Annotated in this window: 20 protein-coding genes; 13 read left to right on the top strand and 7 right to left on the bottom strand. The window is 71.1% G+C overall.

The genetic code is table 11. From position 1 onward, the window contains the following. Positions 1-15: 15 nt before the first annotated feature. The 6 genes from EDF55_RS15250 (at position 16) to EDF55_RS15275 (ending at position 5,146) form a co-directional block, all read left to right on the top strand. A complete protein-coding gene (locus EDF55_RS15250) occupies positions 16-768 on the top strand; it encodes a CPBP family intramembrane glutamic endopeptidase (protein ID WP_123655799.1) in 753 nt (250 codons plus the stop codon). Beyond that, positions 765-1,133: a VOC family protein gene (locus EDF55_RS15255; protein ID WP_123655800.1), complete on the top strand. Its 369-nt coding sequence runs from the start codon at positions 765-767 to the stop codon at positions 1,131-1,133. Before EDF55_RS15250 ends, EDF55_RS15255 begins: the two co-directional genes overlap by 4 nt. Positions 1,134-1,147: 14 nt before the next feature. Then, on the top strand, positions 1,148-2,020 hold the full coding sequence (locus tag EDF55_RS15260) for a phosphotransferase (RefSeq protein WP_123655801.1): 873 nt from the start codon (positions 1,148-1,150) through the stop codon (positions 2,018-2,020). Between the two features lie 84 nt (positions 2,021-2,104). Continuing rightward, positions 2,105-3,796: a long-chain fatty acid--CoA ligase gene (locus EDF55_RS15265; protein ID WP_123655802.1), complete on the top strand. Its 1,692-nt coding sequence runs from the start codon at positions 2,105-2,107 to the stop codon at positions 3,794-3,796. Further along, positions 3,793-4,278: a nucleoside deaminase gene (locus EDF55_RS15270; RefSeq protein WP_123655803.1), complete on the top strand. Its 486-nt coding sequence runs from the start codon at positions 3,793-3,795 to the stop codon at positions 4,276-4,278. The genes EDF55_RS15265 and EDF55_RS15270 overlap by 4 nt, the downstream gene beginning before the upstream one ends. Position 4,279: 1 nt before the next feature. Then, positions 4,280-5,146, top strand: coding sequence for an alpha/beta hydrolase (locus EDF55_RS15275; RefSeq protein ID WP_260236075.1), 867 nt, complete (start codon positions 4,280-4,282; stop codon positions 5,144-5,146). 85 nt (positions 5,147-5,231) lie between these two features. On the opposite strand, the gene EDF55_RS15280 is transcribed toward EDF55_RS15275, so the two are convergent. Both EDF55_RS15280 and EDF55_RS15285 read right to left on the bottom strand, forming a co-directional pair. Beyond that, positions 5,232-5,741 (bottom strand): AAA family ATPase, encoded by a 510-nt coding sequence (locus EDF55_RS15280; protein ID WP_123655804.1) that lies wholly within the window; start codon positions 5,739-5,741, stop codon positions 5,232-5,234. A gap of 3 nt (positions 5,742-5,744) precedes the next feature. Further along, the gene (locus tag EDF55_RS15285) at positions 5,745-6,290 is read right to left on the bottom strand and encodes a YbaK/EbsC family protein (RefSeq protein ID WP_123655805.1); all 546 of its coding nucleotides are present in this window, start codon (positions 6,288-6,290) and stop codon (positions 5,745-5,747) included. 57 nt (positions 6,291-6,347) lie between these two features. Here EDF55_RS15285 and EDF55_RS15290 point away from each other — a divergent pair, with 57 nt between their 5' ends. Next, entirely contained in the window at positions 6,348-7,019 is a 672-nt protein-coding gene (locus tag EDF55_RS15290) for a CatA-like O-acetyltransferase (RefSeq protein ID WP_123655806.1), read from the top strand. Positions 7,020-7,121: 102 nt separating this feature from the next. Here the strand turns inward: EDF55_RS15290 and EDF55_RS15295 are convergent, their stop codons facing one another. The 3 genes from EDF55_RS15295 to EDF55_RS15305 are packed head-to-tail and all read right to left on the bottom strand — an operon-like array spanning position 7,122 to position 10,691. After that, positions 7,122-8,756 (bottom strand): extracellular solute-binding protein, encoded by a 1,635-nt coding sequence (locus EDF55_RS15295; RefSeq protein WP_123655807.1) that lies wholly within the window; start codon positions 8,754-8,756, stop codon positions 7,122-7,124. Between the two features lie 4 nt (positions 8,757-8,760). Beyond that, positions 8,761-9,696, bottom strand: coding sequence for a carbohydrate ABC transporter permease (locus EDF55_RS15300; RefSeq protein ID WP_123655808.1), 936 nt, complete (start codon positions 9,694-9,696; stop codon positions 8,761-8,763). After that, positions 9,693-10,691 carry a sugar ABC transporter permease gene (locus tag EDF55_RS15305; RefSeq protein ID WP_260233375.1) on the bottom strand — a complete coding sequence of 333 codons (999 nt, stop codon included), beginning with the start codon at positions 10,689-10,691 and terminating at the stop codon, positions 9,693-9,695. The genes EDF55_RS15300 and EDF55_RS15305 overlap by 4 nt, the downstream gene beginning before the upstream one ends. Before the next feature lie 153 nt (positions 10,692-10,844). On the opposite strand from EDF55_RS15305, the gene EDF55_RS15310 reads away from it, so the two are divergent. Genes EDF55_RS15310 through EDF55_RS15320 form a run of 3 tightly spaced genes read left to right on the top strand, consistent with a single transcriptional unit; the run spans position 10,845 to position 13,069 of the window. Next, complete coding sequence (locus EDF55_RS15310) at positions 10,845-11,576, top strand: class I SAM-dependent methyltransferase (protein WP_123655810.1); 732 nt, start codon at positions 10,845-10,847, stop codon at positions 11,574-11,576. 42 nt (positions 11,577-11,618) lie between these two features. After that, positions 11,619-12,647 carry a LacI family DNA-binding transcriptional regulator gene (locus EDF55_RS15315; RefSeq protein WP_123655811.1) on the top strand — a complete coding sequence of 343 codons (1,029 nt, stop codon included), beginning with the start codon at positions 11,619-11,621 and terminating at the stop codon, positions 12,645-12,647. Positions 12,648-12,682: 35 nt separating this feature from the next. After that, on the top strand, positions 12,683-13,069 hold the full coding sequence (locus EDF55_RS15320; protein WP_207909587.1) for a VOC family protein: 387 nt from the start codon (positions 12,683-12,685) through the stop codon (positions 13,067-13,069). A gap of 22 nt (positions 13,070-13,091) precedes the next feature. On the opposite strand, the gene EDF55_RS15325 is transcribed toward EDF55_RS15320, so the two are convergent. Together EDF55_RS15325 and EDF55_RS15330 are read right to left on the bottom strand one after the other, a co-directional pair. Then, positions 13,092-13,823, bottom strand: a complete 732-nt coding sequence (locus EDF55_RS15325; protein WP_260236076.1) for a triacylglycerol lipase — start codon at positions 13,821-13,823, stop codon at positions 13,092-13,094. Continuing rightward, positions 13,820-14,593: an alpha/beta fold hydrolase gene (locus tag EDF55_RS15330; protein WP_165931410.1), complete on the bottom strand. Its 774-nt coding sequence runs from the start codon at positions 14,591-14,593 to the stop codon at positions 13,820-13,822. The genes EDF55_RS15325 and EDF55_RS15330 overlap by 4 nt, the downstream gene beginning before the upstream one ends. A 103-nt stretch (positions 14,594-14,696) precedes the next feature. Between EDF55_RS15330 and EDF55_RS15335 the strand changes: the two genes are divergently transcribed. The 3 genes from EDF55_RS15335 to EDF55_RS15345 all read left to right on the top strand — a co-directional run bounded on the left by EDF55_RS15335 (position 14,697) and on the right by EDF55_RS15345 (position 17,283). Continuing rightward, on the top strand, positions 14,697-15,323 hold the full coding sequence (locus EDF55_RS15335; RefSeq protein ID WP_185017448.1) for a hypothetical protein: 627 nt from the start codon (positions 14,697-14,699) through the stop codon (positions 15,321-15,323). A gap of 16 nt (positions 15,324-15,339) precedes the next feature. Next, a complete protein-coding gene (locus EDF55_RS15340) occupies positions 15,340-15,888 on the top strand; it encodes a dihydrofolate reductase family protein (RefSeq protein ID WP_123655814.1) in 549 nt (182 codons plus the stop codon). 96 nt (positions 15,889-15,984) lie between these two features. After that, complete coding sequence (locus EDF55_RS15345) at positions 15,985-17,283, top strand: NAD(P)/FAD-dependent oxidoreductase (protein WP_123655815.1); 1,299 nt, start codon at positions 15,985-15,987, stop codon at positions 17,281-17,283. Positions 17,284-17,347 lie beyond the last annotated feature (64 nt).

Raw genomic sequence — 17,347 nt, forward strand, 5'->3', positions numbered from 1 at the left:
ACGAGGGGAGCCCCGATGTCGGACGACACGAGGCGGTACGGCAACGCGATCGAACGCGCCGACGGGCAGGACTTCCCGTTCTACGACGGTGACCCGATCCCGATCCCCGCCTGGCAGTGGATCACGATCGTCGTCGCGTGCGTGGTCGGCATCACGGTCCTGAGCTTCTATCCCGCAGCTGACAACGTGCAGTCACTGGTTCCCCGCTTCCTGTTCACCGCGATCCCGCTCGCCGTGTTCATCGCCTTCACGAAGCAGTACTGGTCGCGGATCTTCCGACGCACGACCGGCCGGGACGTCGGGCTCATGGTGCTCTTCGCGATCGCGAACATCATCGTGACCTTCGCCGTCGGAATCATCGTCAAGGCGGTCTTCGGCGCGACCGCGAACGCCGCAACCGACGGCATCCACGGCGCCGGACAACTCGTGGCGTTCTACGTCGGGACCGCGATCCAGCTCTTCGGCGAGGAGCTCTTCACGATCCTGCCGTTCCTGGCCGTCCTGTCGCTGTGCCACCGCATCGGACTCACGAGGACGCAGGCGATCCTCATCGCCTGGCTCGCGACCGCCGTCTGGTTCGGCGCCGCGCACCTGCCGACCTACGGGTGGAACTTCGCCCAGGCGTTCCTGATCATCGGCGTCGCGCGCCTCGTGCTGACGCTCGCGTACATCCGGACCAAGAACATCGCGGTGAGCACCGGCGCACACATCCTGAACGACTGGGTCATCTTCACGGCCACGATGCTCGCAGCGGCGGCCCGACCGTGATCGGCTCGCTGGACGTCATCGTCCTCGACTGCCCGGACACCCGGGTCCTCGCGCGGTTCTACGCCGAACTCCTCGGCGGCGAGATCGTCGAGTACGAAGACGACTGGGCAGAGGTCGTGCTGCCGATCGAGGGCTCCCGGCCGATCGTCGCCTTCCAGCGCGTCGACGAGTACCGCGCCCCGGTGTGGCCGGGCCAGGACGTCCCCCAGCAGATCCACCTCGACGTCAAGGTGGACGACCTCGACGTGGCCGAGGCCGCGGTCCTCGCCATCGGCGCGACGAGTACCGGCTCCGGGACCGAGACGTTCCGGGTGTTCCTCGACCCGGCGGGGCACCCGTTCTGCCTCATCCACCCGAACGACTGAGCCGCGCCGCCCGCGTGTCCGATCTCGTCGACGACGTCGCCCGTGCCACCGGTCTGGCGCTGCGCGGACTCGGTTCGCTGCCGGGCGGCGAGCAGGGTGGTGCGCTCCTCGTCGAGGACGCCGACCGCCAGCGCTTCGTCGTCACCGTGCAGCACGAGCCGTGGAAGGTGCAGCGGTTGCTGGCCGCGGTTCCGGTGATGCGCGACGCCGTCGCCCGTGGCTGGCCGGCTGCTGCGTGGCTGTCCGCCGGGTCGCTCCCGGATGGCGGCGCCTTCGTCCTCCAGGAACACCTGGACGCCGAGCCGATCCTGCGCCTCGACGAGGACACCGCCCGAGCGGTCGTCGCCGCGAACCGACTGCAGACCGAGATCGGTTCCGCGGGCGCGTTCGACGACAGCGCCCAACTGCTCGCAGTCCTGACCGACCACCCGTGGCGAACCGCGGTCGCACAGCGGACGTCCATCGGCGCGCTGGTGGTCGAGCGGGCGGAGCGGCTGCACCGAACGCACGGGACGGCCGTCCTCCCGGTCGATGACGTGGTGCACGGTGACTACAGCGGCGGGAACCTCCTCCGGGAGACGGGCGGGCGCATCCGGTTCGTGGACACGGAGACCGTGAGCCGTGGGACCCGCGTCCGGGACCTCGCCGACCTGTACCGCCAGGACGCGATCGCGTCCCGACCAGCGAGCGCGTCCCAGCCCGCGCTCACCGCCGAGCAGGTCCTCCAGGACGAGGCGGTCGCGGCAGCCGGTCCCGCGGTGTTCGCCACGTGCCTCGCCGCGGTGAGCATCAACAACCTCGCCTGGTGGGCGGAACACCCCTCCCCGGACGAGTTCGACCGGGTGTGCACCCGCGTGCTCGCCCTCCTCGCCCGCCTGTCCCCCTGACACGTGCCACGCCCGCACACCGCCCCGCCAGGGCCCGCACGTATGATCCGAGACACCCACTCGTCATCGGAGACGGAGGCCGGCATGACCAGCACCCAGCCCAGCGCCAGCATCACCAGCAGCGCCACCCGACCGACCGGGGCCACGGCCTCCGTCGCCGCGATCCTCGCCGAGTCCGCCAGGCGGTACCCGGACGACGTCGCGGTCATCGTCGGGGAGCAGCGGACCACGTACGCCGAGCTCTGGGACGAGACCCTCGCGTACGCCGGCGCGCTGCGGGCGGCGGGCGTGACCGAGGGGTCCCGTGTCGCGATGCTCGTGCCGAACGTCGCCGACTTCGCCCGCGTGTACTACGCGACGCTGGCGCTCGGCGCCGTCGCGGTCCCGGTGCACGCGCTCCTGAAGCGTCGCGAGGTCGAGTACGTGCTGCGCGACAGCGGCGCGATGCTGCTCGTCTGTGCGGCTCCGCTGCTCGGGGAGGGCGCCGCCGGGGCAGCACTCGCGGGCATCGAGGTGGTGACCGTGCTCGCACCACCCACGGACAGCGCCGCGACCGGCCAGACCGGCGAGCCCGGCCAGACCGGCGCGCCCGGCCAGGAGACCACCACGCCAGCGCGCTTGGAAGACCTCGCCGCCCAGGCAGACCCCCTCGACACCTACGTCCCCCGCGACCCGTTCGACACCGCGACGATCCTCTACACGAGCGGCACCACCGGCAAGCCCAAGGGTGCCGAGGGTACGCACTTCGCCCTGCTCGAGCAGGTGAACACGAACCTGATGAGCACGTTCGACATGCGGCGCGGCGACGTGCTGCTCGGCGCGCTCCCGCTGTTCCACACGTTCGGCCAGACCTGCACGATGAACACCGGGTTCCGCGCCGGCGCGACGATCGTGATGCTGCCGAAGTTCGACGGCGACTCCGCGCTCGCGGCGATGGTGGAGCACGGGTGCGAGATCTTCATGGGCGTCCCGACGATGTACATGGCGCTGCTCGACGCCGCCACCCGGAGCGATGCGCGACCGGCGCTCCGCTACGCGATCTCCGGCGGCGCCTCGCTGCCGCTCGCGGTCCTCGAGCGGTTCCAGACCGTCTACGACGCCCCGATCCACGAGGGGTACGGCCTCACCGAGACCTCTCCGGTCGCGACCTTCAACCACGTCGGGCGCGCGCCCCACCCGGGCACGATCGGCACGCCGATCTGGGGTGTGGACGTCGAGATCGCCGATGCGGAGACGCGTGATGCGATCGTGCTGCTGCCGCGCGGTGAGATCGGCGAGCTGGTGATCCGCGGGCACAACCTGATGAAGGGGTACCTCGACCGTCCGGACGACACCGCCGAGGCGATCGTCGACGGCTGGTTCCGCACCGGCGACCTCGGCACGAAGGACGACGAGGGCTACCTCACGATCGTGGACCGGACGAAGGACATGATCATCCGGAACGGCTACAACGTGTACCCGCGCCAGGTCGAGGAGGTCCTCGCGACGCACCCCGACGTCACCATGGCCGCCGTCTTCGGGGTGGCCCACGAGGTGCACGGCCAGGAGATCGAGGCGGCCGTCGTGCTGCGTCCCGACGCGACCGCGACCCCGGAGGAGCTCGTGCAGTTCGTCGCCGACGAGATCGCCGCCTACAAGTTCCCCCGCGTCGTGCACGTCGTCGACGCGCTCCCGCTGGGCCCCAGCGGCAAGGTGCTGAAGCGTGACCTCGTCGAGCGGTTCAGCGGGCAGGAACCGGCCGCCAGGAGCACCGAGCAGGAGCCGGCCACCGCATGAGCACGCCGGAGACCGACACCCGGTTCACGGAGCGCGTGGTCGCACGCGCGCTCACGAACGTCCGCGAGGGCGGCAAGCCCTTCGCCTGCCTGATCGTCCGCGACGGCAAGGTCGTCGTCGAGGCCGCGAACCTCGTCACACAGACCGGCGACCCGACGGCGCACGCCGAGATCACCGCGATCCGGCTCGCTGCCGAGATGGGGATCACCGACCTGGCCGGGCTCGACGTCTACGTGACCGCGTACCCCTGCCCGATGTGCCTGGGCGCGCTCTACTACGCGCAGCCGGCCCGTGTCGTCTTCGCGGCGACCCGCGACCAGGAGTCCGAGCACTACGAGGACGGCAACCGGCTGATGTCGCTCGACTCGTTCTACGGCGAGTACACGAAGCCCGCGCACGAACGGTCGCTGCCGTCCGAACAGGTCCCCACCGAGGACCCGACACTGCCGTTCCGGCAGTGGACGGCCCTGCACTCCGACTGACGTGACGCACCTCCATCCGGAGCCGTACCGCACGACGACCATCGAGACCGACGACGGCGCCTCGTTGTACGTCGAGGAGAGCGGCACACCCGACGGCGTCCCCGCACTGTGGCTGCACGGCGGCCCCGGCGGGTCCCTCGGGTCCGGTTGGTACCGCACGCACTTCGACCCGAGCCGGTACCGCCTGGTCGGGATCGATCAGCGTGGCAGCGGGCGCAGCACCCCGGGTGTGCTCGACGCACGCGAGCGGCTCGCCGAACACACGACACAGCGCCTGATCACGGACATCGAGCAGGTCCGGCAGGCACTCGGCATCGGCTCGTGGGTCGTCGCGGGTGTCTCCTGGGGCACGACCCTCGCGCTGGCCTACGCGCTCGAACACCGGGAGCGGGTCCGCGCGCTGGCGCTCCTGGCGGTCACGACGACGAGTCGCGAGGAAGTGGACTGGATCACCGAGGGCATCGGCCGGGTCTTCCCGGAGGACTGGGACCGGTTCGAGCAGGCCTCGCACCGCACCCCCGGCGAGCGGGTCGTCGACGCCTACGCGCGTCGCCTGGCCGGCGAGGACGCGGCGGACCGCGCGCTCGCCGCCGCGGAGTGGGACCGCTGGGAGAGCGTCCACGTCTCGCTCGACGCTCCGGCGATCCGTGGGCTGGGTCACGCCGGCCTGGAGGCTCGGGAAGTGTTCGCCACGCTCGTCACCCGGTACTGGGCGAACGACGGGTTCCTCGGTGCGGACCGAGCGATCGCGTCGCGCATCGCCGAACTCGCCGACCTGCCTGCCGCGCTCGTCCACGGCGGCGCGACGTCAGCGGACCCGCGATCACACCGTGGCGGCTGCACCGCCGCTGGCCGGCGAGCACGCTGACGATCGTCGAGGACGAAGCACACGGCGGACCGGGCGAGAGCGCAGCACTGACCGCGGCGCTCGATCGCTTCGCCGCACAGATCCCCTAGTCCGCGGACGGCTGCCGCAACCATGCGACGACGGCGTCCAGCGTCGGTTCGTACCCGTCCGTCGTGTCGACCTCGAGCACCGGGACGCCGAGTTCGAGCGGCGAGGACACCCGCGGCAGGTTCCCGAGCACCCGCGCGTTCAGCGTGTCGTCGTGGCCGCGGGCGACGAACCGCTCGTGTGCGAGCGCCGTCACGCAGTGCACGTTCCGCACGGCCCCGACGGGCTCCAGGAACTCCCGCACCTCGGCCTCGGACTGGTCCCGGTAGAGCGTTGCTTCCGCGATCACGCTGCACCCGGCACCGGCGTACGCAGCGGTGGCCGTCCAGAACAGTCGAACCCCGTGCGGCACCACCTCGTCACGTGCGAGCGATCCGCCCGCCATCAGCCCGGCGTACAGCTCGTCGCGGTGCACCTGCGGCCACCCGAGCTCCGCGGCGAGCGCCGCCGCCAGCGTCGACTTCCCGCTGCCGGGTGCGCCGCTCAGGAGCGCGATCGTGGCCGGCACCGCTCAGGCCTCGACCGGGTTGGCCAGTCCTTCGACGACCTCGACGTGCGGCAGCCCCGCCAGGACGGCCCCGGGCAGGAACAGCTTCGCGCCGCGGACCCCTGCGCCGATGACGACCTCGGGCACGTCCGACACCCGGGCGTCGACGTAGACGGGCCACGAGGACGGGAGCCCGATCGGGGTGATCCCGCCGTACTCCATCCCGGTGAGCGCGACGGCGTCGTCCATCGCCGCGAAGCTCGCCTTCCGCGCCCCGAGCAGCTGCTTCACGGTGCGGTTCACGTCGAGGCGGGTCGACGCGAGCACGATGCACGCTGCGTGGGTGACCACGTCGCCGCGCTTGCCCGCGACGACGATGCAGTTCGCCCCGCCCTCGAGCGGGTACCCGTACGCGGCGGAGAACGCCGCGGTGTCGGCGAGCTCGGGGTCGATCGGCGACGCTTCGATCCGGCTCAGCACGTCCGCGGGCAGACGGACCAGCGCCTCCGCGACGGGGATCGCGAGGAAACCGGTGGCCACGAGGGCAGGAACACGCTCCAGACTCGGCATCACTCCACCCTACGAGGACCCCCTCCCTTCCGGGACAGGCCCTGCCAGGATGGGCCGATGACGACGAACCCGGCACCGACGCCGATCGACCTCGACACCTGGCCCCGCCGCGAGCACTTCGAGCACTACCGCGACCGGGTCCCCTGCCGGTACGAACTCACCGTGCAGGTCGACGTGACCGCGTTCGTCGCCGAGCTCCGGCGCACGGGTCGCCGCACGTACGCATCGCAGATCTGGGCGTTGGCCACCGCGGTCAACCGGCACCGCGAGTTCCGGATGACGCTCCTGCCCGACCGATCCCCCGCCGCGTGGGACGTCGTGCACCCGGCGTTCACGGTGTTCAACCCGGAGCGCGAGACGTTCTGCGCCGTCTTCGTGCCGTACGACGAGGACTTCGGCGCCTTCCACGACGCTGCGGTGGATGCGCTCGCCACGTACCGCTCGGCGACGACGATGTTCCCGCAGCAGCCCCGTCCGGCGAACCTGTTCGACGTGTCGACGATGCCGTGGGCGTCGTTCTCGGGCTTCTCGCTGCAGGTCCACGAGGGCTGGGACCACCTGTTGCCGATCTTCACCATGGGGGGCCACCACGACGAGGGCGGCCGCACCATGCTCCCGCTGTCGGTGCAGGTCAACCACGCGGCAGCCGACGGCTTCCACACGACCCGGCTGCTCCGCGACGTCGAGGCGCTCTTTGCCGACCCCACCTGGCTCGCGACGCCTGCCTGAGCGAGCGCCGCACCACCAAAGCCGATCCGAACCACGGGCGTCCGTGGTTCGGATCGGTTTCGATGGTGCGACGACAGTCCGCACCGCGAGCACGCGAGCGCGTCAGGACCCGGCGCGCGCGGCCGACGCCTCCTCGAACTCACGACGCATCGCGTCGCCGCCCCGGCGTCGCCACTCGCGGACGACGCCCTTCCACGAGCTGACCGGCGCCCGGCCGAGCAGGACGTCGTTGATCGCGTTCGTCGCGTACGTGCCGACCGCGGGTCCCTTCGTCGAGTTGGTCGGCGAGTAGAGCCCGTAGGTGGGGTTGGTGATGCCGTCGTCGAGCCAGGACGCGAGCGACTCGTAGACGGTGTCGGTCATCCCGGGGAACCCGGAGTAGAACAGCGGCAGCGGGCACTCGGTGAAGTACTGCAGCGGGAACTCGCCGAGCGCGGTCTCGCTGTTGCCGGTCTTCGTGAGGACGGGTGCGCCGTCCCGGTACTCGAAGTCGCGACCCTCGATGCCGAACTTGCGGAACATCCACGCCTCGGTACCGAACGGTGACGCGCACCAGTTCAGCACGTCGAGGACGGTGCGGATGCGGTCCTCGGACGCGGCGGCGAGCGCGGTGATGGCGTTGTTCGGGTCGCCGAGCCAGGGCTTCGGCTTCGCGCCGGCCGGTCCGACGAACGGGGCCATCGTCATCGCGAAGCCGCTGCCGGGTTCCGCCTGCTGCAACAGCCCGGGGATCGCACTGTAGCTGTCCTGCAGCATCACCGCGGAGCCCTGCACGAACCAGACCTTGCCGTTGTAGGCGGTGACGCTGTCCGGGTGCACGAGCCCGTCGGCGAGGAGCTTCCGCGACACCTCGAGCATGTCCTGGTAGGCGTCCACCTCGTACATGTGGGTCAGCTTCCCGCCCTGCTCGTCCCACTGGTTCGGGACGCCGAGCATCGACGCGAGGATGTTCGTCGGCACGGACCCGAGCGCCCACCGGTTCTTGTTCTGGTCGGTGACCTCGCGGCAGAGCGCGGTGAACTCGTCGAGGGAGCCGAAGGACGGGTCGACACCGAGTTCCTCGAAGAGGTCCTGCCGTCGGTGCAGCACGCCGGTCGTGAGCGGGCCGCGGGGCACCGGGACGCCGTAGATCCCGCCGGAGAAGACGGTCCCCTTCCACGACGCGGTGGGCAGGTTCGCCAGGTACGGCCACTCGCGGATGCCGCTGCCGGAGAGGTACTCGGTCAGGTTCTGCGCCTTGGCCTCGAGGAACTGCGGCAGGTAGGAGAACGTGCCGAACACCGTGAAGACGTCGCCGAGGGTGTCGCCCGCGACCTGCGTGGCGAACTTGTTCCCCCAGTCGGCGTTCGGTGTGATCGTCAGGTCGAGGTCGACGCCCATCCGCTTGTCGAGCCCCTGCCAGTAGGGGTTGCTCCCCTTGGCTGGTGGGACCGGCGAGTTGGTCGGGACGCTGCCGTGCAGGGTGGATCCGTCGCCGGGGACCTTCGCCGTCGGGACCAGGCTCGACGGGATCTTCCGGAACGCGCTCGGCATGAGCGCGCTGGTCTTCGGCAGGACCGGCTCCGGTCCGCCGGTCCACGGGACGTAGTCCGGCAGCGCGACGGCCTTGTTGATCGCCGTCACGTCCGTCGAGCGGGTCACGGTGTCACAACCGGCCAGGAGGCTCGTGGCCGCGATCCCGAGACCGCCGGCGATGAGCGCGCGGCGGCTCAGCTGCCATGGTGCGTTGGTGGTCATGGGTTCAGCCCTTCACGGCGCCGGTCAGGACACCCTTGGCGAAGTGCCGCTGCAGGAACGGGTAGACGATGAGGATCGGGACGATCGAGACGACGAGGATCGCCATCTGGATCGAGGCCTGCGGCGGCAGGGCGTCGGAGCTCGTGCCGAGGTCGGCGCCGCCGAGCTGCGCGTTGTTGATCACGTAGGTGCGGAGCACGAGCTGCAGGGGCCACTTCGCGGTGTCGTTGATGTAGAGCAGCGCGTTGAAGAAGGCGTTCCAGTAGCCCACCGCGTAGAACAGCCCGATCACGGCGAGGACGGCCTTCGACAGTGGCAGCACGATCCGGAGGAACACGCCGAAGTCGCCGGCGCCGTCGATGCGGGCGCTCTCGATGAGCTCCTTCGGGATCGCCATGAAGAACGACCGCATCACGATGACGTTGAACGCGCTGAGTGCCGTCGGCAGGATGAGCGCCCAGTACGAGTCGAGCAGGCCGAACTCCTTGACGACCAGGTAGTTCGGGATGAGTCCCGGTGCGAACAGCAGGCTGACGAGCACCAGGCTGAGCACGACCCCGTGGCCGTACGACCCGGGCCGACTGAGCGCGTACGCCAGCATCGCGGTGACGAACAGGCTGATCAGGGTACCGACGACGGTGATCCCGATGCTGACCACGAGCGCGCGGGTGACGACGCCGCCGGCGAAGATGCTCTCGTACGCGCCGAAGTCCAGGCCGGTCGGCCACATCACGAACCCGCCGGCACCGTTCACCTGGCTGGACGGGGCGACGCTCGTGGACACGATGCCGAGGAAGGGCAGCAGCACGACCAGGCAGATGACGAGCAGCACGAAGCCGGTGAGCAGGCGTCCGGGGAGCGGCGCCGTGTCCGGGCCGCCGCGCTTGTGCTTCCGGTTCTGCTTCGTCGGCGGGACGGTGACGCTGTGCGTGGCGGTCATCGGGTCTCCTTCTGGTAGACGCCCGCTTCGCCGAAGACGTGCGCGACCTTGTTGGCGCCGAGGACGAGCAGCACGCCGACCACGCCCTTGACGAGTCCGACGGCCGCGGCGACACCCCACTGCCCGCCGAGCACGCCGTTGTTGTAGACGTAGGTGTCGAGGACCTCGCTGGCGGCCCGCCCGACGGATGCCTGCTGCAGGAGGATCTGCTCGAACCCGACGGTGAGCGAGTCCCCGAGCCGGAGGATCAGCAGCAGGATGATGATCCCGCGCATCCCGGGCAGGGTGACGTGCCAGAGCTGCCGCCAGCGGCTCGCGCCGTCCATCTTCGCCGCCTCGTACAGACTGGCGTCGATCGAGCTGAGGACCGCGAGGAACAGGATCGTCGCCCAGCCGGTGTCCTTCCAGATCACCTGGCTGGTGAGCAGCGCGATGAAGCTGTGCGGGTTGCCGAGGAAGTCGATCGCGGTGCCGCCCGAGGCCCGGATCGCGTTGTTGATGAGCCCTGACCCGCCGAGGATCTGCTGGAACACCGCGACGACGATCACCCACGACAGGAAGTGCGGCAGGTAGAGGATCGACTGCACGACGCCCTTGATGCGCTCCGACAGCAGCGAGTTGAGCATCAGCGCCAGGATGATCGGCGCGGGGAAGACGAACACGACCTGCACGAGGGTGATCACGAGCGTGTTCCGGAGCGCCCCGAGGAACTCCGGGTCGCCGTTGAACACGACCGCGAAGTTCTCGAAGCCGACCCAGGGGCTGCGCCCGAGCGGGACGAACGGCAGGTACTCCTGGAACGCGATGAGGTTCCCGAGGAGCGGCAGGTACTGGAACGCGAGGAGCAGCGCGACGCCGGGCAGTCCCATCCAGAGCAGGACCCGGTCGCGACGGATCCGCTCCCAGGCGGTCCTTCGTCGCGGGACGGTGGACGGGGGCGACGACCCGTCGGTCGCTGTCGCGGCTGGTCGCACGCGGTCGTCGAGCTTCGTCACTCCTGGCCTCCTCCGTTGGATTCCTGGTGTGACCCTGACGGGCTTGGCAACGAGATGGCAACCCGTTGCCATTCGTTTCCATCGTTGTAGCCGGTTGTAGCGATCCAGTGATCGCTCACCCTCACTCGGGCGCTTCGGTGGCAGGCTGGGGGCATGACCTTCGAACAGCACGCACACTCGTTCGGGGCCGCGGCCGACGCGTACGAGCGGGGTCGCCCCGGGTACCCGACGGCCGTGGCGGAGTGGCTGGCGCCGGAACCGGTCGCACTCGCGGTGGACGTGGGGGCCGGCACCGGGAAGTTCACGCGCACGCTGCTGCCCCGCGCGTCCGCGGTCACGGCGGTCGAACCGGACACCGCGATGCGCGCACGGCTGGCCGATGCGCTGCCCTCGGTCCCCGTGGTGGACGGCGCGGGCGAGGCGATCCCGCTCGCCGACGGCACCGCCGACCTCGTCACGTTCGCGCAGTCCTGGCACTGGGTGGACCCGACGGCCGGCGCGGTCGAGGTCGCCCGCGTGCTGCGGCCCGGCGGGGTGCTCGGGCTGGTCTGGAACATCCGCGACGAGTCACTGCCCTGGTCGGCACGCCTCGGGGAGCTCCTGACCCGGCCGGAGTCGCGGATCACGCAGTACGACCACCCGCTCGTCGGTGAGCCCTTCGACGGCGGCGAGTACCGGACGTTCCCCTGGGTCCACGAGCAGTCCCGGTCGGACTTCCTCGACATGGTCGCCTCGCGGAGCTACGTCATCGTGATGGCGGCCGATGCGCGGGACCGGCTGCTCCGTGCCGTCGAGGAGCTGCTCGACACGTCACCGGAGACCGCCGGTCGCTCGACCGTGCCCGTGCCCTACGTCACACACGTGCACCGGTACGTCCGACCCTGACGGGCGCGGCTCCACGCCGGTGCACCGCGCTACGGTTGCTCCATGCGCGCCACCGTGCGGGACGTCGCGGCCCTCGCCGGGGTCTCGCCGAAGACCGTCTCCAACGTCATCAACGGCGGTGTGGTGGTGCGCCCGGACACCCGGGAACGGGTCGAGCAGGCACTCGAGCAGCTCGACTACGTGCCGAACCTGTCGGCACGGGGCTTGCGGAACGGCCGCTCCGGAGCGATCGCGCTCACCCTGCCGGAGATGAGCAGCGCGTACTCCGCCGAGCTCGCGCGCTGGTTCGTCGAGCTCGCCCGCGACCGCGACTGGGTCGTGCAGCTCGACCAGACCGCGAACGACCCGGAACGGGAACGCCAGCTGGTGTCCCGGGCACGCGCACACCTGGTGGACGGGCTGATCCTCAACCCGGTGTCCCTGAGCGCCAGCGTCCTCGCCTCCACCGCCGGGCTGCCCCCGACCGTCGTCATCGGCGAGGTCGAGCCCGAACACGTCGACCAGGTGCACGTCGACAGCCGTGCCGCCGCGTACGAGGTCACGACGTTCCTGCTCGACCGCGGGCACCGGCGCATCGCCGCGGTCGGTGCTCCGGACCTGACCGCCGACCGCACCCGGATCACGGCGACGAGCGAGCTGCGGGTGCTGGGGTACGAGACGGCACTCCGCGCCGCGGGGGTGCCGCTCGACCCGGCGCTCCGGGTCCCGCTGCCCGGGTGGTCGACCGCGGATGCGGCATCGGCGTTCGCGAGCTGGCTCGACGCGCTCGGTGACGAGCCACTGCCCGACGCGGTGTTCGCGTTCACGGACTCGATCGCGTTCGGCGTGCTGCACGTCCTCGCCGCGCGGGGCATCCGCGTCCCGGAGCAGGTCAGTGTCATCGGGTTCGACGACGTCGACGGAGCCGCCTACGCCATCCCCGCGCTGACCACGGTGTCGTTCGACCGCCGGGCCTTCGCGGACGCGGCGCTCGACCTGCTCACCGCGCGGATCGCCGACCGCGACGCTCCCCCGTCGACCGTCGTGATCCCGCACCGCATCGTCGAGCGCGCGAGCGTCGCCCCGCGCTGACGCCTGGTCCTGCGCGTCGGCGTACGCTCCGCGCCATGACCGCCACCGACCCGTCGATGCCGACGCTCGCCGCCACCGTGCTCCAGTCACCGGCCCCGCTCGAACTGGCCCGGTTCTACGGTGCCCTCACCGGGTGGACCGTGTTCGAGGACGACCCGACCTGGGCACGGATCCGCCCCGACGACGGCCCGGGGCTGTCGGTGCAGTTCGAACCGGAATGGGTCCCGCCGACGTGGCCCGGGACGAAGGACGAGCCGGGCATGCAGCTGCACCTCGACTTCCAGGTCGAGGACCTGCCGGCGGCGGTCGCCCGCGCGGAGTCGCTCGGCGCACGCCAGGCCGAGTACCAGCCGCAGGACGACGTCCGCGTGCTGCTCGACCCCGACGGGCACCCCTTCTGCCTGTTCCTCCCCGGCGCCTGAGCCGCTCGCGCGCGGGCGCGCGTCAGCGCGGCGCGGCGGCGGCGAGCACCGCGTCGCGGGCCTGCGCGTCCGCGAGGATCCGGAAGTGGCCGCCGACGGGGACCCGCACGTTGGTCGCTCCGGCGAGCGCGCTGCCCCCGGGGATCAGGGTGTCGAACACCCCGTAGACCGACGTGATCCGGGCGTTCGCGTCGCGCTCCCGGGCGAGCGCAGCGATGACCGGGTCCGCCGCACGGAAGGCCCGCAGGTGCGGCACCGGCGCCAGGTTCGCGTACACCGACCCGCCGAACGGCGTCGACACCGCCACCATCCGGTCGATCCGCCCGTCGTGGTCGAGCTGCGTCATCGCGTACTTCCCGATCAGCCCGCCCTTGCTGTGCGCCACCACGAGGACACCCCGTAGGTCGTGCTCCTCCAGGTACGCCAGGACGTCGGCCGCCGACGCCGGCACCGGTCGGAGGTTGTGCCGGAGGACGGCCACCACGTGCACCGGGTGCCCGCGGTCGTGCAGCGCGTCCATCAGCGGGCGCATGAAGTGCCAGGTCTCGTAGACGCCCGGGATCACGACGACGGGCTGGCCGTCGCCCGTCCGGTAGTCGTCAGCGGTGGTCGGTCCGAGGCTCCGCGCCTGCCAGACGGCGGCGTAGACCCAGTCCGCGAGGGCCCACCACGTGCGCCGCGCGAGTCCGATGCGGTACGGAGGCTCGGCTCGGCCCGAGCGCACCGGTCCGGTTCCGGGAGCGGTCGCGTTCACCGCAGCCCCTCCAGCGTCTGCACGCGCCGGAACTCGCTCACGAGGTCGGCGAACGCGACCGGCTGGTGCTCCTGGACGTGGTGCGGTCCGCGGAGCTCGACGAGGACGCCCCGCACGGACATGCCGGCGACGCGGGCGGCCCAGGCGTGCCGCGTGATCGGGTCCTCGGCGCCACGGACGACGAGCACCGGGACGTCGAGTCGCGACACGGACTCGAGCATCGGGTACCGCAGCATCGGTCGGAGCTGGTGCCGGTACTGCCGGAGGCTCCTGAGGTGGTCGGTGGCGACGACGGCGTTCATCCGGACACCCTCGACGAACGAGTCCCGGACGAGGTCGACAGCCAGGCGCGGCACGCTCCGACGTCGCGGGTCGACGACCGGCCCGACGAGCACGACGGCGTCGACGTCGTCGGGGTGGCGGAGCGCGGCCTCGACGGCGACCTGCGTCCCCATCGACTGGCCCACCACGACGCTCTGCCGGATGCCGCACCGCCGCACCGCGCGGACGACGAGGTCGGCGAGTTCCGCGACCTCGAGTCGGCGTCCGACGGCAGGGACCCCGCCGAACCCCGGCAGGTCGACCGCCACCGTCCGGTGAGTCCGGGACAGCGTCTGCTGTGACCGGTCGAACGAGCGGCTCGACATGCCGATTCCGTGGACGAGCAGGACCGTCGGGGTCAGGGCGTCCCGACGTCGGCCTGCGGGCGCGAGCGTGCGGAGCCGGACGGGGACCCCGTCCACGGTGATCGTCTCCACGAGTGCTCGCACACCTCGACCGTACGCACCCGCGGCTGGCGGACGAGCGTCGTTTCGCAGCGGCACGGCAGCGCGGTCATCGGCTCCACATAGGGAGACCCGCTGGACTGCGTCCATGAGTGAGAACCAGCACGAGCAGGCTGCGGCCGCCGAGCCGACTCCGACGACGGACACGACGAACGGGTGGGCAGCGGCACCGGCGCCGACCTCGACGCCCACGGCCACCCACGACCAGGCACCCATGTACGACCAGGCGCCCACCTACGACCAGGCGCCCGCGTACGACCAGTACGGCCAGCAGCACCAGCAGCAGTGGGCGCAGCAGCCCTACCGCGCCGACGCCGGGTCGTGGAACGGGCAGTCGCCAGCCCCGGCCGGGCCGACCGCCTGGTACGGCAACGCCGCCCCGTACGGGCAGCGCTCCCGGAAGCCGAAGCCGCCGTGGTTCTGGCCGGTGATCGCGATCGCCGTCGGGTTGGTGGCACTCCTCGCGGGCGGTGGCGCCGGCTTCGCGATCGGACACGCGATCGGTGCGCACCAGACCCAGTCGACGACGCAGGTCCCCGGGCAGGGGTACGGCGGGTTCCCGGGCGGGACGAACGGCGGCACGAACGGCGGCACGAACGAGCTGCCGGGGACCAACGGCGGCACGGGCACCGGGTCCGACGACTCGGGCTCCGGCACGGGCACGGACGGCAGTTCGGGATCGACCGGGACGAGCGGTTCCTCTTCGAACAGTTGAGCGTTACCCTCCGAGCATGCGCAAGGTGACGGCAGGGCTGTTCACGTCGGTCGACGGCGTCGTGCAGGACCCCTTCAAGTTCCAGTACGACAGCTTCGACGACGAGCTCGGTGCGGGCATGGGGGCGTTCATGGCCCGCACCGACACCGTGCTCCTCGGGCGGAACAGCTACACCGAGTGGGCCGAGTGGTGGCCGGCCCACCCCGACGACCCGTTCGCGCAGTGGATCAACCCGATCGAGAAGCACGTCGCGTCGACCACGCTCGGTGACGACCTCGCCTGGCAGAACTCCACCAGGATCCAGGGCGACGTCCACGAGTTCGTGCGGGACCTCACCCAGCGGGACGGCGCGGACATCGCGGTGTGCGGCAGCGTGACCCTGGTCCGGAGCCTGCTCTTCGCGGGACTCCTCGACGAACTGCAGCTGATGGTCCACCCGGCGATCGCGGGTGAGGGCCGGAAGCTCTTCGAACCGACCGACCCGGCCACGCGCCTCCGTCTGGTCGACAGCACCGTGACGAGCAAGGGGAACGTCGTGAGCACCTACGGACTGCGCGCCGCCTGACGGGCGTCAGCCGAGCCTCCAGGCCGGTGGAGTTGGGCGGGTCGGAACCGGCGTACCGTTGTGGGTGCCGTTCACCGCACAACCCCGGAGCTCACCATGCCGCAGGACACCCGCCCGCACGTCGTCATCGTCGGCGGTGGATTCGCCGGCATCGCCGCCATGCGCGAGCTCGCGGACGCCCCGGTCCGGGTCACCCTCGTCGACCGCCACGTCTACAACATGTTCCAGCCGCTCATGTACCAGGTGGCGACGGGCGGCCTCAACGCCGGTGACGTGACGTACTTCCTGCGCAGCCTCCGCGCGCGCCAGGACAACGCGGAATTCCGCCACGGGCTGCTCACCGGCATCGACCCGGTCGCGAAGGTCGCCGAGATGTCCGACGGCGAGCACCTGCACTACGACCAGCTGATCCTGGCGAACGGTGTGAACACGAGCTACTTCGGCACCCCCGGTGCGTACGAGTACGCGTACTCGATGTACTCCCGCTCGCAGGCCCTCCGCATCCGCGACGAGCTGTTCACCCGGCTCGAGGAAGCGGCCGCGAACCAGGGCCCCGACGAGATCAAGATCGTCATCGTCGGCGGCGGCGCGACCGGGGTCGAGATGGCCGGCGCGCTCGCCGAGCTCCGCGACCAGGCGCTCGAGGGCGCGTACCCGGAGATCCTCCGCGGCAACATCACCATCACGCTCGTGCACCGGAGCGGCGAGCTGCTGAAGCCCTTCGCACCGCGGCTCCGCCGGTACGCGGCGAAGGTGCTGCGGAAGCGCGGCGTGATCCTCCGCCTGAACACCGGCGTCTCCGAGGTCCGTCAGGACGGCGTGATGACCGCGAGCGGCGAGTTCATCCCGGCCTCGCAGGTCATCTGGGCGACCGGTGTGTCCGCCCACAAAGAGGTGGCGAACTGGGGCATGCCGCAGACGAACGGCGGCCGCATCAAGGTCAACGACGACCTCAGCGTGCAGGGCGTCGACGGCATCTGGGCCGCCGGCGACATCGCGGCGCAGGACGACGCTCTCGCGCAGCTCGCCCAGCCGGCGCTGCAGGGTGGCAAGCACATCGCGAAGCAGATCGTCCGGGTGCTCGAGGGCAAGCCGACGGAGCCCCTGAAGTACCACGACAAGGGCACGATGGCGACGATCGGCACGAACGCGGCGGTCGCACAGCTCCGCGGCGGCATCACGATGGTCGGGCCGGTGGCCTGGGCCGCGTGGGTCGCCGTGCACATCGCGTCGCTGCTCGGCAACGGCAACCGGCTCTCGACCCTGTCGCACTTCTTCGTGCGCTACCTGTGGTTCATGCGGAAGCGCTCGATCCCGATCGTCGGCGACGTCCGCCCGGTGCGCCCGAACGGCGACCGCGAGCCGGAGCCCTGGCAGATGCAGAAGGCCGAGTAGCGCCGGCTTCCCGTCCGCGGAACGACGGGGTCGCTGTCGTACGACAGCGACCCCGTCGTTCCGG

It is taken from the genome of Curtobacterium sp. ZW137 (genome assembly GCF_003762905.1).
Taxonomy (GTDB): Bacteria; Actinomycetota; Actinomycetes; order Actinomycetales; family Microbacteriaceae; genus Curtobacterium.

Coding starts and splice junctions, on each gene's coding strand:
- EDF55_RS15345 (WP_123655815.1), top strand. CDS start 15,985: ATGCCGCAGGACACCCGCCCGCACGTCGTCATCGTCGGCGGTGGATTC.
- EDF55_RS15285 (WP_123655805.1), bottom strand. CDS start 6,290: ATGCCGAGTCTGGAGCGTGTTCCTGCCCTCGTGGCCACCGGTTTCCTC.
- EDF55_RS15320 (WP_207909587.1), top strand. CDS start 12,683: ATGACCGCCACCGACCCGTCGATGCCGACGCTCGCCGCCACCGTGCTC.
- EDF55_RS15335 (WP_185017448.1), top strand. CDS start 14,697: ATGAGTGAGAACCAGCACGAGCAGGCTGCGGCCGCCGAGCCGACTCCG.
- EDF55_RS15295 (WP_123655807.1), bottom strand. CDS start 8,756: ATGACCACCAACGCACCATGGCAGCTGAGCCGCCGCGCGCTCATCGCC.
- EDF55_RS15300 (WP_123655808.1), bottom strand. CDS start 9,696: ATGACCGCCACGCACAGCGTCACCGTCCCGCCGACGAAGCAGAACCGG.
- EDF55_RS15315 (WP_123655811.1), top strand. CDS start 11,619: ATGCGCGCCACCGTGCGGGACGTCGCGGCCCTCGCCGGGGTCTCGCCG.
- EDF55_RS15340 (WP_123655814.1), top strand. CDS start 15,340: ATGCGCAAGGTGACGGCAGGGCTGTTCACGTCGGTCGACGGCGTCGTG.
- EDF55_RS15250 (WP_123655799.1), top strand. CDS start 16: ATGTCGGACGACACGAGGCGGTACGGCAACGCGATCGAACGCGCCGAC.
- EDF55_RS15265 (WP_123655802.1), top strand. CDS start 2,105: ATGACCAGCACCCAGCCCAGCGCCAGCATCACCAGCAGCGCCACCCGA.
- EDF55_RS15310 (WP_123655810.1), top strand. CDS start 10,845: ATGACCTTCGAACAGCACGCACACTCGTTCGGGGCCGCGGCCGACGCG.
- EDF55_RS15290 (WP_123655806.1), top strand. CDS start 6,348: ATGACGACGAACCCGGCACCGACGCCGATCGACCTCGACACCTGGCCC.
- EDF55_RS15270 (WP_123655803.1), top strand. CDS start 3,793: ATGAGCACGCCGGAGACCGACACCCGGTTCACGGAGCGCGTGGTCGCA.